11 protein-coding genes are annotated in these 14,211 nt (G+C 49.6%); 4 read left to right on the forward strand and 7 right to left on the reverse strand.

Annotated features, from left to right (window positions below; genetic code table 11):
- The first annotated feature begins 28 nt into the window (after positions 1–28).
- Positions 29–1,447, forward strand: a complete 1,419-nt coding sequence (locus JXR92_RS07050) for an ATP-dependent DNA helicase (RefSeq protein WP_138345857.1) — start codon at positions 29–31, stop codon at positions 1,445–1,447.
- Between the two features lie 76 nt (positions 1,448–1,523).
- Entirely contained in the window at positions 1,524–2,333 is an 810-nt protein-coding gene (locus tag JXR92_RS07055) for a hypothetical protein (RefSeq protein WP_117588670.1), read from the forward strand.
- Between the two features lie 453 nt (positions 2,334–2,786).
- Here JXR92_RS07055 and alaS read toward each other — a convergent pair whose 3' ends face one another.
- Positions 2,787–5,405: an alanine--tRNA ligase gene (gene alaS, locus JXR92_RS07060; RefSeq protein WP_117588669.1), complete on the reverse strand. Its 2,619-nt coding sequence runs from the start codon at positions 5,403–5,405 to the stop codon at positions 2,787–2,789.
- 171 nt (positions 5,406–5,576) lie between these two features.
- Here alaS and JXR92_RS07065 point away from each other — a divergent pair, with 171 nt between their 5' ends.
- Both JXR92_RS07065 and JXR92_RS07070 read left to right on the forward strand, forming a co-directional pair.
- Entirely contained in the window at positions 5,577–6,545 is a 969-nt protein-coding gene (locus tag JXR92_RS07065; protein ID WP_117588668.1) for a M23 family metallopeptidase, read from the forward strand.
- A gap of 29 nt (positions 6,546–6,574) precedes the next feature.
- Positions 6,575–6,964: a MerR family transcriptional regulator gene (locus JXR92_RS07070; protein ID WP_117588667.1), complete on the forward strand. Its 390-nt coding sequence runs from the start codon at positions 6,575–6,577 to the stop codon at positions 6,962–6,964.
- Between the two features lie 13 nt (positions 6,965–6,977).
- On the opposite strand, the gene JXR92_RS07075 is transcribed toward JXR92_RS07070, so the two are convergent.
- The 6 genes from JXR92_RS07075 to JXR92_RS07100 all read right to left on the reverse strand — a co-directional run bounded on the left by JXR92_RS07075 (position 6,978) and on the right by JXR92_RS07100 (position 14,179).
- The gene (locus JXR92_RS07075) at positions 6,978–9,236 is read right to left on the reverse strand and encodes a RelA/SpoT family protein (protein WP_138345859.1); all 2,259 of its coding nucleotides are present in this window, start codon (positions 9,234–9,236) and stop codon (positions 6,978–6,980) included.
- A 76-nt stretch (positions 9,237–9,312) separates the two neighbouring features.
- Positions 9,313–10,629: a lytic transglycosylase domain-containing protein gene (locus JXR92_RS07080; protein WP_117964881.1), complete on the reverse strand. Its 1,317-nt coding sequence runs from the start codon at positions 10,627–10,629 to the stop codon at positions 9,313–9,315.
- Between the two features lie 31 nt (positions 10,630–10,660).
- Positions 10,661–11,440, reverse strand: a complete 780-nt coding sequence (locus tag JXR92_RS07085) for a DUF5683 domain-containing protein (RefSeq protein WP_117964879.1) — start codon at positions 11,438–11,440, stop codon at positions 10,661–10,663.
- On the reverse strand, positions 11,441–12,325 hold the full coding sequence (locus JXR92_RS07090; protein ID WP_061411439.1) for a ParB/RepB/Spo0J family partition protein: 885 nt from the start codon (positions 12,323–12,325) through the stop codon (positions 11,441–11,443). It abuts the gene before it with no gap.
- Positions 12,326–12,510: 185 nt separating this feature from the next.
- A complete protein-coding gene (locus tag JXR92_RS07095) occupies positions 12,511–13,284 on the reverse strand; it encodes a ParA family protein (protein ID WP_117964877.1) in 774 nt (257 codons plus the stop codon).
- Between the two features lie 421 nt (positions 13,285–13,705).
- On the reverse strand, positions 13,706–14,179 hold the full coding sequence (locus JXR92_RS07100) for a DUF456 domain-containing protein (protein ID WP_117964875.1): 474 nt from the start codon (positions 14,177–14,179) through the stop codon (positions 13,706–13,708).
- Between the last annotated feature and the right edge of the window lie 32 nt (positions 14,180–14,211).

The raw sequence follows: 14,211 nt of genomic DNA on the forward strand, positions 1-14,211 counted from the left end.
GTTCCCTTTACTTTTTTCTGTTACAAAAATGATAAATAACTATTTAGAAAGGCAAATTAAGGAAAATTTTCCTTACCAACCAACTCCTGAGCAAGAAATTGCTGTAAAATCTTTATCGGAGTTCCTTCTATCACCTCGTAGCGAGGTGGTTTTTATGCTTCGTGGTTATGCGGGGACGGGCAAAACATCGTTGGTCGGTGCCTTGGTGCGGACGTTGGATAAGCTGCAACAGAAGTCGGTATTGCTGGCACCGACCGGGCGGGCGGCAAAAGTTTTTTCATCGTATGCGGGGCATCCGGCGTTTACAATTCATAAAAAAATCTATAGACAGCAATCTTTCTCCAACGAGCTGAGCAATTTTTCTGTGAACGATAATTTGACAACTCACACTCTCTATATAGTGGATGAGGCCTCGATGATTTCCAATGGGGGACTGTCCGGTTCCATGTTCGGCACGGGCAGGTTGCTGGACGACCTGGTGCAGTTTGTCTATTCCGGCCAGGGATGCCGTTTGCTGCTGATGGGCGATACGGCACAGCTGCCGCCAGTGGGGGAGGAGCAGAGTCCTGCCCTCTTTGCCGATGCCTTGAAAGGCTACGGGCTGGAAGTGGTGGAGGTGGACTTGACGCAGGTAGTGCGTCAGGAGCAGCAGTCGGGTATCTTGTGGAATGCCACCCGCCTGAGGCAGTTGATAGCGGAAGACGATTGTTACAGCCTGCCAAAGATAAAGGTTTCGGGGTTTGCCGATATTAAAGTTCTGCCCGGTAATGAGCTGATAGAGACGCTGAGCTCTTGCTACGACCGCGACGGGCTGGATGAAACCATCGTGGTGTGCCGTTCCAATAAGCGGGCGAACATCTACAACAAGGGCATCCGTGCGCAGATTCTCTGGCGTGAGGATGAATTGAACACCGGTGATTTGTTGATGGTGGCGAAAAATAACTACTTCTGGACGGAAAAAGAGAAGGAGATGGACTTCATTGCCAACGGTGAGACTGCCGTAGTGCGCCGCGTGCGCCGTACGCGGGAGCTGTATGGTTTCCGCTTTGCGGACGTGACGCTGGTCTTTCCTGACTATAACGACTTTGAACTGGAAGTGAACATGCTGCTCGATACGCTGCATACCGACTCGCCTGCGCTGCCTAAGGCAGAGAACGACCGGCTTTTCTATTCCGTCCTCGAAGACTATGCCGACATCACCGTGAAGCGTGAGCGGATGAAGAAGATGAAGGCAGACCCGTATTACAATGCTTTGCAGGTGAAGTATGCCTACGCCGTGACTTGCCACAAGGCGCAGGGCGGGCAGTGGAGGAATGTATTTCTGGACCAGGGCTATATGACGGACGAATATTTGACACCCGATTACTTTCGTTGGCTCTATACGGCTTTTACCCGTGCCACGGGAACGCTCTACTTGGTGAACTATCCGAAAGAACAAATCGTTTGAAAAAGAGAGGGGTACCGATGCAGTATTCCGGTATTTTTTGTATTTTTGTAGATAGAACAACTATAACAGAACAAGTATGAAGAAGCTATATTCTCTCTTTGCCTTGATAGCACTGCTGTTTACCGCTTCCGGTTGCGAGGACGATTACCGGAGCATGGTACTTTTCGAAGGCGTGGAGCCTATTTATCAGATTGGGACATGTGATAATCTGGTGTCTAATCTTTCTTATTATCTTTCTGAAACAAACGAAGATACAGTGCTGGGCATTGACGGTGGTGACGGTTCCTATAATGTGATTAACGAACATGAGTCGGTGGCTTCCGTGACTTTTACCGATGAGGTCAACGGTTATCAGCGTATCAAAATTCATCCGTTGGCAGAGGGAGAGACGATTGTGAAGGTGATGGATGGTTCCGGTGAGGAGACCCAACTGCGCATCACGGTGAAAGGTCGCAGGCAATATACGTTGACGAAGATGGGCTCCGAGTATGGTATCAGTAATGGTGCACTGACGGAACTGCTGAGTGATGTCTCTAAGGCGCTTGCCGAGCGTCCTTGGGTGAAGGATGGCGGGTATTATGTGCTGGTACCCGAAGATTTCTCCAATAGTATGTGGAAAGGTGTATTGGAAATCTATCCGACGGGGAAAGAGGAGGAACCGCTAATGGGAATATACGAGACAGTTCCAGTGGAAGATGAGAACGGAGATACATATGCACTGTGGCAGTTTACTTATAATGGAGAGAAGAGGCTCTTTACGCGGACGGTCTCGGGAAATGGTAAATGTGTACTTGCGGAAAATGTAACTCCTTTCTGTCCTTCCGGTTTGTTGCCCGAAGGTGCACTGGTGGTTTATCGCGAGATGTTTCTACTTCGGACGGAATGAGGTTTTAGTGAAAATCTTGTCAAGAGTAGATTTACGAAAGATTAACAGACGGGAGGCTTAGGCTTCCCGTTTTTGTTTCTGTTGTGCATCATCTGTCTGTTCTGTATGCATCATTCGTTTGCTTCGAATGTATTGTCTGTTTGTTCTGGACTAATCATCCGTTCCCTCCACTTCACTGTCCCAAACCTCAGGGCTTTTCACGGAAACCCCAGGGCTTTGGAGGGTAAATGCCAGCCATTTCACTTGCTAAGGTGTGGCATTTAGGATGGTAAGGTGTGGAGTTTGGGGAGCCGGCATGTGGCATTTCAAATGGAATACTGTGGAGGGTAAAAAGAAAAGGAGAAGCAATGCTCCTCCTTTCCCGGTAGTTTAATTTTTAAATATCTAAAAAATGACGTTACAAATATACAACATCGCAGAGGCGATGTCAAGTGTTTTGCCAATTATTTTCGATTATAATCCTGCCAATTCCAATACTTTGTCAATGGCAGCGTTCAGTCCATCAACATTCTTACCGCCGGCAGTTGCAAAGTGGGGCTGGCCACCGCCACCGCCTTGGATAAGTTTGGCGGCTTCTTTCACCAGGTTACCGGCTTTCAGTCCACCTGCCACAAGGTTGTCGCTCAGCATGACGGTCAGCATCGGCTTGCCTTCGGCTTCTGTTCCGGCCACGAAGAACAAGTTTTCCGTAATCTGGCCACGCAGCTGGAAGGCGATGTTCTTCACTGTTTCTGCCGGCAGCGGGGCACAGAACTTGATGACTTTAACGCCATTGACTTCCTGCACGTTCTTCAGCAGTCTTTCTTTCAGCTGTGCTTCTTTCTCTTTCATGAAGTCCTCTACCTGCTTCTTCAGTCCGGCGTTCTCGTCGATATACTTGCGGATGGTTCCGGCAAGGTCGGGTGCGTTGTTGAAGAGCGCCTTCAGGTCGTGCAGCGTGTCCTCGATGGTGTTCATCAATTCCTCCACGCGTGCACCCGTGTAGGCTTCGATACGGCGCACACCGGCAGCCACGGAGCTTTCGGAGATAATCTTCACCATACCGATGTTTCCGGTTGCAGCCACATGTGTACCACCACAGAACTCTACGGAAGAACCGAACTGGATAACGCGTACATGGTCGCCGTACTTTTCGCCGAACAGAGCGATGGCGCCCAGTTCTTTGGCTTCTTCGATAGGAATGTTGCGGTATTCCTTCAAAGGTATGTTGGCGCGAATCTTTGCATTAACGATGTGTTCCACCTTGCGGATTTCCTCGTCCGTCACCTTTTGGAAGTGTGAGAAGTCGAAACGCAGGGAGTCTGGTGTAACCAAAGAGCCCTTCTGCTCTACATGTTCGCCCAATACTTCGCGCAGTGCGGCATCCAGCAAGTGGGTGGCAGAGTGGTTGGCAGCACAAGCAGCACGTTTGTCGGTATCTACGCATGCCATCATCGGAGCTTCCAAATGTTGGGGCAGCTTCTTGGTGATGTGGATGGGCAAGTTGTTTTCCTTCTTGGTGTCTACTACTTCGATGGTTTCGAACTCGTTTACCAATACACCGGTATCGCCTACCTGACCGCCGCTTTCGGCGTAGAATGGAGTCTTGTCCAGTACAATCTGATATAAGGTCTGGTTCTTCTGCTTCACTTGGCGGTAGCGCAGAATGGATGTCTCGTATTCCGTATAGTCATATCCCACGAATTCAGTGGTACCTTCTTTCAGCGTAATCCAGTCACCGGTCTCTATGGCAGCGGCATTGCGGGCACGTTGTTTTTGCTGTTGCATTTCGGCGTCAAACTCCTTGATGTCGGCAGTCATGCCGTTTTCGCGGAGAATCAGCTCCGTCAAGTCAAGCGGGAAACCGAAGGTGTCATATAAAGTGAAGGCGTCCTTTCCGCTGATTTTGTTCTTGCCGGCGGCTTTGGCGTCTGCCATGGTCTTTTCCAGCAGGCGGATACCCGTCTCCAAAGTGCGGAGGAAGGAATCTTCTTCTTCCTTGATAACTTTGGCAATCAGTTCCTTCTGTGCATTCAGTTCGGGATAAGCGGCACCCATGTTCTCGATGAGTACGGGGAGGAGCTTGTACATGAATGCCTGCTTCTGTCCGAGGAACGTGTAGCCGTAGCGAACGGCACGGCGGAGAATACGGCGGATGACATAACCTGCTTTGGCATTACTTGGAAGCTGTCCGTCGGTAATAGAGAAGGCGATGGTACGGATGTGGTCGGCAATCACACGCATGGCGATGTCCGACTTCTCATCGTCGCCGTACTTCTTGCCTGCTATGTCTCCGATGGCTTTCAGTATCGGTTGGAACACGTCGGTGTCGTAGTTGGAGGTCTTTCCTTGCAGTGTGCGCACCAGTCGCTCGAAGCCCATGCCGGTGTCGATAACCTTGGCGGGAAGTCCTTCCAGGCTGCCGTCTGCCTTGCGGTTGAACTGCATGAACACGAGGTTCCAGATTTCAATCACCTGCGGGTGGTCTTTGTTCACCAGCTGGCTGCCGGGTACTTTGGCCTTCTCTTCTTCCGAACGGGAGTCCACATGGATTTCCGAACACGGACCGCACGGTCCCGTATCACCCATTTCCCAGAAGTTATCGTGTTTGTTGCCATTCAGAATGTGGTCTTTCGGCAAGAACTGCTCCCAGTAAGAAGCGGCTTCGTTGTCGCGTTCCAGTCCTTCTTCGGCGCTACCTTCGAATACGGTGGCGTAGAGGTCTTTGGGGTCGAGTTTCAATACATCCACCAGATACTCCCATGCCCAGGAGATGGCTTCTTTCTTGAAGTAGTCGCCGAACGACCAGTTGCCCAGCATCTCGAACATGGTGTGGTGGTAGGTATCGTGACCTACTTCCTCCAGGTCGTTGTGTTTTCCGCTTACGCGAAGGCATTTCTGCGAGTCAGCAACTCTTTTGTATTTCGCCGGGTGGTTGCCCAAAATGATATCTTTAAACTGGTTCATTCCCGCATTGGTGAACATCAACGTGGGGTCATCCTTAATCACCATCGGGGCCGAAGGCACTATCTGGTGACCTTTACTTTCGAAGAAACTCTTGAAAGAGTCTCTGATTTCGTTTGCAGTCAACATACTCTCTATTGATTTATCTGATTCTAATTTGATTTATCTTCTTCTGTCGTTTTTTGTCCGTTTCTTACTACTAACTACTTGCTACTTAGTCTTAATATTCTTGAAAAAACTGTGCAAAGATAGCTTGTTTTTATTACTTTTGTCGCATTGACAAGCGAAATATTTCCTAAGATGCGCAAAGTTTACTACATTTATAATCCCCAGACGCAGACGTATGACCGTATTTATCCTACCGTGAGGCAGCGGGCGTTGAGCATTCTCCGCCGTTTGTTCATCGGTATGGGGCTGGGTGCGGGCAGTTTCATCGTATTGCTGCTTATCTTCGGTTCTCCGTCGGAGAAGGAGCTGCGGAAGGAGAACAGCAAACTGCAGGCGCAGTACAACGTGCTCTCCCGTCGGCTGGACGAGGCGATGGGAGTGCTGCAGGACATACAGCAGCGTGACGACAATCTGTACCGGGTGATTTTCATGGCCGACCCTATTCCTTCTGCCATCCGTCAGGCTGGATATGGCGGCACCAACCGCTATGAGCATCTGATGGATATGGCAAACTCTGACCTGGTTATCAATACCACCCAGAAGATGGACATGCTGACGAAGCAGCTCTATATTCAGTCATGCTCTTTCGATGACGTGGTGGAGATGTGCAAGAATCATGATGAAATGCTGCGTTGCATTCCTGCCATACAGCCTGTTTCGAACAAGGACCTCCGTAAGACTGCTTCCGGTTACGGTACGCGTATCGACCCCATTTATGGTACCAGCAAGTTCCATGAGGGTATGGACTTTTCGGCTCCTCAGGGTACAGACGTCTATGCCACGGGAGACGGTACTGTGGTGCAGATGGGCTGGCAATCGGGCTATGGCAATAGAATCGTGATAGATCACGGATTCGGTTACCAGACAGTATATGCACACTTGCGCGATTTCCGGACGAAGTTAGGCAAGAAAGTGGTACGTGGTGAGGTCATTGGCGGGGTAGGCAGTACGGGCAAGAGCACTGGTCCGCATTTGCACTACGAAGTACACGTCAAGGGAAAGGTTGTGAATCCCGTCAACTACTACTTTATGGACCTCAGTGCTGAGGATTATGACCGCATGATACAGATTGCTGCGAACAATGGTAAGGTGCTTGATTGACGGATGATTGATAAAGAAAGGATTACATCATGTTGAATACAGATAAGAATTTGAAGTTATATTACTCCATCAGTGAGGTGGCTGCCATGTTCGACGTCAACGAATCGCTGCTCCGTTTCTGGGAAAAGGAGTTTCCGCAACTCAATCCGAAGAAAGGAGGGCGGGGAATACGCCAGTACCGTAAGGAGGACATTGAGACAGTGAAACTTATCTATCATCTGGTGAAGGAGCGCGGGATGACCTTGCCCGGCGCCCGCCAACGGATAAAAGACAATAAGGAAGCTACGATACGTAACTTTGAAATCGTAGATCGCCTCAGAGCTATCCGCGAAGAACTGGTAGGCATGAAACTGGCATTGGATGAGTTTACCTACGAGGATGTGGAGAACTTGAAGGAAAATATCCAAGGACTGAAGTAGAATACCACTCCGTTTATTCCTCTACTCTCGTCACTTGTTTTATATTCTGTATCTGCTTCAGATTATTGCAGATAGTGCGCACGTCGTCCACATCGTGTACATAGAGCTGTATCTTTCCTTCGAAGATGCCATCGTTGGTTTCGATGGTCAGTTTACGGATATTCACGTTGAGCTGGCGGGAGATGACTTGGGTCACTTCGTTCAGCAATCCCATGCTGTCTATACCTTTTATATATATGGTGACGAGGAACGACAAATCCTTGTGAGTGTCCCATTCGGTGGCGATGATACGGTTTCCGTAGCTACTTTTAAGGCGGGTGGCAACGGGGCATTGGCGCTTGTGGATGACAACACGGTTCTGTTCGTCGATGTATCCCAGTACGTCGTCACCCGGAATGGGGTGGCAACAGTCAGCCATGATATAGTTCTTTGAGATGGTCTCTTCCGTCAGCTTCAGAATCTGCTTGGTGTTGATTTTCTCTTGCGGTGCTTTCTCTTCCGGTTGTTCTTTGGCATCCTTGTTGTCCTTGTTACCGAAGGAGAAGGTCAGGAACTTCTTCCAGTTGCTGTTCTGTTTTTCCTTGAACACATTCTTGTCGGCATCGCCCAGCACAACCCGCTTGTTACCAATGGCAACGAACAACTCGTCGCGGGTGTGGAAGCCGTGCAGCCTGGTCAGTTTGTCCAGAGCGGCATCATCCATACGTATATCCTCGTTTTTGAAGAATTCGTTCAGTATGGTTTCACCTTCTTTTTGATAGGCTTTTGCTTCTTTACGCAAGATGGCGGCAATCTTGGTACGGGCACGGGCAGTGGTGGCATATACTTCCCACTCCGGCTGCACGCGTTGCGATTTGGAGGTCAATATCTCTACCTGGTCACCGCTTTGCAGTTTGTGGCTTAGGGGGACCAATTTGTGGTTTACCTTGGCGCCGATGCAGTGGCTGCCGATGTCGGTATGCAAGGAGAAGGCAAAGTCCAGTGCCGTAGAGTTCTGCGGCATGGTCTTGAGGTCGCCTTTCGGGGTGAAGACGAAAATTTCCGACGCGAACAAGTTTAGTTTGATGGTATCGAGAAAGTCGATGGCGTCCGGTTGCGGGTCATCCAGAATTTCTTTGATGGTACGCAGCCATTTCTCCAGTTCGCCTTCATCTTCGCTGCCTCCGCCTTCTTTGTATTTCCAGTGGGCGGCAAAGCCTTGTTCGGCAACGTCATTCATACGCTTACTGCGGATTTGTACTTCAATCCATTGCCCGTTGTTACCCATAAGGGTGACGTGCAGGGCTTGGTAGCCGTTGGCTTTGGGATGGCTCACCCAGTCGCGCAGGCGGTCGGGGTGGGGCTTGTATATCTTGGATATGGAGACGTAGATGTCGAAGCAGTCGTTTAGCTCTTCCTCTATATTGCGAGGCTCGAAGATGATGCGGACAGCAAGCAGGTCATAGATTTCCTCGAAGGGGACATGTTTGGTCTGCATTTTGTTCCAGATGGAGTAGATGGACTTTACACGGGCAAGGATACGGTATTTCAGTCCCATTTTGTCCAGTTGCGCCCGTATCGGAGCGGTGAACTCATTGAATACCTTGTCGCGCTCCACAGCGGTGGCTTCCAGTTTCTCTTCTATCTCGTGGTACTCTTCCGGATGTTCGTACTTGAAGCTCAGGTTTTCCAGTTCTGTCTTGATTTTGTACAAGCCGAGGCGGTTGGCGAGAGGAGCATAGATGTAGAGTGTTTCGCCTGCAATCTTGAACTGTTTGTTGGGCAGCATGGAGCCGAGTGTACGCATGTTATGCAGACGGTCGGCTATCTTGATGAGGATAACCCGGATATCGTCGGACATAGTGAGCAGCAGCTTCTTGAAGTTCTCCGCCTGCGCCGAGGCACGGTCGCCGAAGATACCGCCGGAAATCTTTGTCAGCCCGTCTACAATCTGGGCGATTTTGGGACCGAAGATGTTTTCGATATCCTCTACGGTGTAGTCAGTGTCTTCCACCACATCGTGCAGCAATGCCGAGCATATGGAAGTAGACCCCAGTCCTATCTCATTACAGACAATCTTTGCCACAGCAATGGGGTGCATGATGTAGGGCTCGCCGGAACGACGCTTGATGCCCTTATGCGCCTGGTTGGCAAAGTTGAATGCTTTGGTTATTATTTCGATGCGCTTGCGGTGTTTGGTGGCCAAATAGTCGTTCAACAGTTCTTGGAATGCTTGTTCGATCATTTCCTCTTCGGCTTTTTCCTTTTCCTTCTGACTTATATTTTCTTCCATATACTGCTTTCTCCTTTCTTCACTTCACTTTTTGCAAAAATAAGCAATTTTCAACACCGGGCAAGCGTTTATGTCTTTATTTATAAATCTTCAAACGCTTTCCTGCGGAGATTCTGGTACTACGCAATCCATTCCAACTTTTTAACTGATTGACTGTGACGCCGTATTTTCGTGCAATGCTGCCGAGATTGTCACCCTTGCGTATCTTGTAGTAAGTGACATTCCCCGTAGTGGTACTGCTTTTGCTGCTGCGTGCCGTCGGGCGTGTATTGGAAACGGCCACGACTCTGCGGTTCTTGAACAGCTCATTGCTGCGGTGGGCATAGATTGTATCTTGTTTGTCGATGAAGGCACTGATATAATTGATGGGGAGGCGTAGCGTCTGTGGCTTGCTCTCTCCGGGGATGATACTTTTCTTGAATTGAGGATTCAGACTCTTTATCTGATCCAGACTGATGCCGCATAGGTCGGAAATCTGTTCGAAATGAAGGTTACGGCTTACCTGCACCGTATCGGTTGCTTCCGGAATGTCGGTTTCCATGGGGCAGATGTTGTGCTTGCAGTAGTAGGTCATTACGTAGTTGGCGGCAATGAAGGCGGGCACGTAGCCACGTGTCTCTTTGGGCAGATAGTTGTAGATTTCCCAATAATCGGTTTTCCCTCCCGAACGACGGATGGCTTTGTTGATGGTGCCCGGACCGCAGTTATAGGCGGCAATCACCAGGTTCCAGTCTTTGTAAATGTCGTACATGTCCTTCAGGTAGCGTGCTGCCGCCCAGGTTGCCTTTATCGGGTCGCGGCGTTCGTCTACGAGGCTATTGCTTTCCAGTCCGTATATCTTCCCGGTGGCGAGCATAAACTGCCATAGTCCGCAAGCTCCAGCGCGGGATACGGCAGAAGGGTTGAGAGCGGATTCTATGATGGGCAGATATTTCAGCTCGAGCGGCAGACCGTAGGCATCCAGCGCTTCTTCGAAGATGGGCATATAGAAGTTGCAGGCGCTCAGCATGAAGGCAACTTGGTTGCGCAGGCGTCCGGTATACATGTCGATGAATTTGCGTACAATCTCGTTGTACGGCATTTCCATGACGGTCGGCATGCGCGACAACCGGTCTATGTATACAGAGTCACTGAACATCGGGTTTACGGTAGAGGTGCTGCAGTCTTTTCCCAAGTCTATGTAATTCTTGGCTTTCCAGTCATTGAGCAGGCTGTCCAGCGGATAGGTCATGCTTTTGGGCAGCTCGATGGATTCCTGGCGTTCTGTACCGTTTTCGCGGATAAGTACTTCCACGCTTTCTTGCGCATGCATGGCCGGAACGGCGAAGAGGGCGCAAAACAGAAGCGAGGAACCGAGAATAATTCTTTTCATATATATGGCCTTGTGTATCATTAGGTAATAATTTATGCTTTAATTTTCGTTTTTAGAATCGGAAACTGCATTGCACGCCGACGTTCTTATTAGAGGAACCGGTCATCTGACTGTTGATTATGGCAGGTTCCACTTTCATGCTGAGGTCGGGGGTGATGTCGAAGTTGGACAGTTCTGCGTCTACGTATGCGTCGACAACGGACAATAGATATACACCGATAAAGGCGAAGATGCTCAAGTCGCGGTATCGTCGGAAGGTGTCCTTACGCTTCCGCAGTGTCTCCGTCAGCTGGCTTTCGGTATAGTTATAGTTGGGAGGCAGCAGGTCGGTAATGGTACTGGAGTTGAAATTACCATTTACGGCATCCTTGTAGGCGGCCGAATAGTCCTTGTACATCTTGCTGTTCCACGTGAGGGCATAGGCACAACCGGCAAATCCTCCATAGAAGATGGGCAGTTTCCAATATTTGCGGTTGTAGATTTGTCCACCGCCGGGAATGACGAGGGCAAGCCAGGTGGCTTTTGTGGGGTTGGGCACCCATCGCTTGGGGTCGATGGCCTTTTGCAGGCTGTCTGTAGGTACGGGCTGTTCCTTCAGGTCGGGGCTGGCGGTCATTTCCAGCATCTTCCGTTTGTTTTCGGCCGCAAGACTGTCGGCAACAGCGAGGCTGTCCCGGTTTACCACGGTGTTGAGTGTATCGGTCTGATGCCGCTGCGCACGCTTGGAAGCGGCACGCGGACGGTCCTGACCATACATAGCAATCCCTGCCGTCTGTAAAAAACAGAGCAGCAGGGTAATGGCTAACTGATATATTCTTCCTTTTTTTCTCATTTATTTCTTCAGCGTATCAAGAATGCCGATGATACGTTCCAATTCTTCTTCGTTATTGAACGGGATACTGATTTTGCCTTTTCCTTTCTCCGAGCAGGTGAGTTGCACCTTGGTGCTGAAAAAGCCCGAGAGTTGTTGTTTCAACATATTGAATTCTTCGGGCAGTTTGGCGCGCTTGGGAGCAATCTTACGACCACCGCTTTTCACGGTTTCGCCTTCACTCAGTGACTTTACTATTTCTTCCACTTTGCGTACGGAATACCCGTGCTCCAGGATTTCCTCGAAAATCTTTACTTGCAGTTTGGGGTCGCCGAGCGTTACCAACGCGCGGGCATGTCCCATGTCTATCTGCTTGTTCTGCAGCCCCATCTGGACGGGAGCTGGCAGTTTGAGCAGCCGCAGGTAATTGGCGATGGTGGTGCGCTTCTTGCCTACACGTTCGCTGAGGCGCTCTTGCGTCAGCCCGTATTGCTCCAATAGATGCTGGTAAGCGAGAGCTATTTCTACGGAGTTCAAGTCTTCGCGCTGTATGTTTTCGATGAGCGCCATTTCCATGACGTTCTCATCGTCTGCAGTGCGGATATAGGCGGGGATGCTGGTCAGTCCGGCAAGCTGCGAAGCGCGGAAACGACGCTCGCCGGCGATAATCTGGTATTCGTCGTCGCTAAGCTTGCGCAGGGTGATGGGCTGTATGATGCCGATTTCGGAGATGGAATCAGCTAACTCCTGCAACGCAACCGGGTCGAATTCATGACGGGGCTGGTTGGGATTGACCGTAATCTTCGACAACTCTATTTCATTGATAGAAGAGGAGCCTTCGGTCTTTACTTCATCCATGGAGAAGAGGGCGTCCAGCCCGCGTCCTAATGCATTTCTTTGTGCCATCTATTTATTTACTATTTATTCCCTACGGTCATGACACATTTCTTATCTTTGACACATAGGTACGTTGACGATTTACAATTTACTATTTAGCCATACGGGGTGATTTTGTTGTGTATTGTAAATATGGTATTTATCACTACCCCCTAATCATTAATCACTAACTGCTTATTCCTTATCCCTAACCGCTAATCCCTTCTTTCGTTTCTGCTTATCAGCTCCTTGGCAAGTGCCATGTGGTTCTTGGCTCCGGTTGAGTCTGCGTCATAGAGAATGGTGGGCAGGCCGTAGCTGGGAGCTTCGCTCAGTTTCACATTACGCTGGATGACGGTGTTGAACACCAATTCCTGGAAGTGGCGTTTCACTTCATCGTAAATCTGGTTGGCTTGGCGCAGACGCGAGTCGTACATCGTCAGCAGGAAGCCTTCAATTTCGAGGGCAGGGTTCAGCTTGGACTTGATGATTTTAATGGTATTCAGCAATTTGCTGATGCCTTCTAGTGCAAAATATTCCGCTTGTACGGGGATGATTACTGAATCGGCGGCAGTCAGTGCGTTGACCGTAATCAGGCCCAAAGACGGGGAACAGTCTATCAAGATATAGTCAAATTCATTCTTCAGCGGAGCGAGTACCTCTTTCAGTATCTTTTCGCGGTTTTTCAGATTGAGCATCTCTATTTCGGCACCTACCAGATTGATGTGGGAGGAGATTACCTTCAGTGTGTCTATCTCCGTGTCATGAAGGGCTTCGCGTACGTCTGCACGGTCAATAATGCACTCGTAGATAGTACATTCCGACTGCTTGATGTCCACACCCAATCCTGAGGAGGCATTGGCCTGAGGGTCGGCATCCACAACGAGCACTTTCTTTTCAAGTGTGGCGAGTGAGGCTGCGAGGTTGATCGTCGTCGTAGTCTTGCCTACACCACCCTTTTGGTTAGCCATAGCAATTATTTTTCCCATAATCTCAATATTTATTGGCAGCGAAATAAGTGATAATTCCGGATAGCGCCTACAAATTTGGAGAAAGATTGCAAAAACGGTTGATAAGTCGGCTGTTTTGTTAATAACTCACAGACGTTTACCGCTGTTTTTCTTCCTGTAAATTACTCGTAAAGCGTTCTTTCTCTGTTTAGTGGGCAAATATACGTATTTATCTTGAAATGAAGCTGTTTTTTTGTCTCGCTTGCAGAAGATTAAGATTTGTAAACCAATGGAAGACATTGGCTTGGACTATTCTCTCTACTTGCATGAGATGTACATCTCGTGTTGTTTGAGACGGGCATCTCATGTTGCTCGAGATGCACATCTCATGCAGATGGACTACTGTGTGGATGGCGGTCGGCAGATAAGTTGTTCCCAGGCGGAAGGAGAGGAGATGGTGTCAGACCAAGGCTTTGACGAACTCCCAGCAGAAGTATGCACATATGACACATTTCACTACTGTGCCCAGCAAGAATCCAAGCAGCGAGCCCAGCCCCGATTTCAAGGCCTGGTCTGTCTTGCTGCCTCCCATCAGTTCGCCGGCAAAGGCTCCGAGAAAGGGGCCGAGGATGATGCCCCAAGGCATGAAGAACAACCCTACGATGGTGCCTATGAGGCAGCCGCGCGTTCCCCACCGACTGCCTCCGCTATATTTGCTGCCCAGCATCGGGACGAAATAATCCAGTATCTGTACAAGGACGACTGCTGCCAGCCATAGAAGTAACTGCGTGGTGGAAAACTGCGCCTTGTCCGTGAAATGTAGAAGCAACAAGCCTGCATAGGCTACGGGCGGTCCCGGAATCATAGGCAGGATGCAGCCTGCCAATCCGACAATCAGACAGAGGATGCCCAAGATGATGAGAAGAATGTCCATAGGTGTATCGTTTCTGTTGGTGAAGATGACAG

Origin of the sequence: Bacteroides parvus (genome assembly GCF_017309675.2) — a bacterium.
Classification (GTDB): domain Bacteria; phylum Bacteroidota; class Bacteroidia; order Bacteroidales; family Bacteroidaceae; genus Bacteroides; species Bacteroides uniformis.

Excerpts from the sequence above, each read along its gene's own strand:
- JXR92_RS07050 (WP_138345857.1), top strand. The coding sequence starts at position 29 with ATGATAAATAACTATTTAGAAAGGCAAATTAAGGAAAATTTTCCTTAC.
- JXR92_RS07055 (WP_117588670.1), top strand. The coding sequence starts at position 1,524 with ATGAAGAAGCTATATTCTCTCTTTGCCTTGATAGCACTGCTGTTTACC.
- alaS (WP_117588669.1), bottom strand. The coding sequence starts at position 5,405 with ATGTTGACTGCAAACGAAATCAGAGACTCTTTCAAGAGTTTCTTCGAA.
- JXR92_RS07065 (WP_117588668.1), top strand. The coding sequence starts at position 5,577 with ATGCGCAAAGTTTACTACATTTATAATCCCCAGACGCAGACGTATGAC.
- JXR92_RS07070 (WP_117588667.1), top strand. The coding sequence starts at position 6,575 with ATGTTGAATACAGATAAGAATTTGAAGTTATATTACTCCATCAGTGAG.
- JXR92_RS07075 (WP_138345859.1), bottom strand. The coding sequence starts at position 9,236 with ATGGAAGAAAATATAAGTCAGAAGGAAAAGGAAAAAGCCGAAGAGGAA.
- JXR92_RS07080 (WP_117964881.1), bottom strand. The coding sequence starts at position 10,629 with ATGATACACAAGGCCATATATATGAAAAGAATTATTCTCGGTTCCTCG.
- JXR92_RS07085 (WP_117964879.1), bottom strand. The coding sequence starts at position 11,440 with ATGAGAAAAAAAGGAAGAATATATCAGTTAGCCATTACCCTGCTGCTC.
- JXR92_RS07090 (WP_061411439.1), bottom strand. The coding sequence starts at position 12,325 with ATGGCACAAAGAAATGCATTAGGACGCGGGCTGGACGCCCTCTTCTCC.
- JXR92_RS07095 (WP_117964877.1), bottom strand. The coding sequence starts at position 13,284 with ATGGGAAAAATAATTGCTATGGCTAACCAAAAGGGTGGTGTAGGCAAG.
- JXR92_RS07100 (WP_117964875.1), bottom strand. The coding sequence starts at position 14,179 with ATGGACATTCTTCTCATCATCTTGGGCATCCTCTGTCTGATTGTCGGA.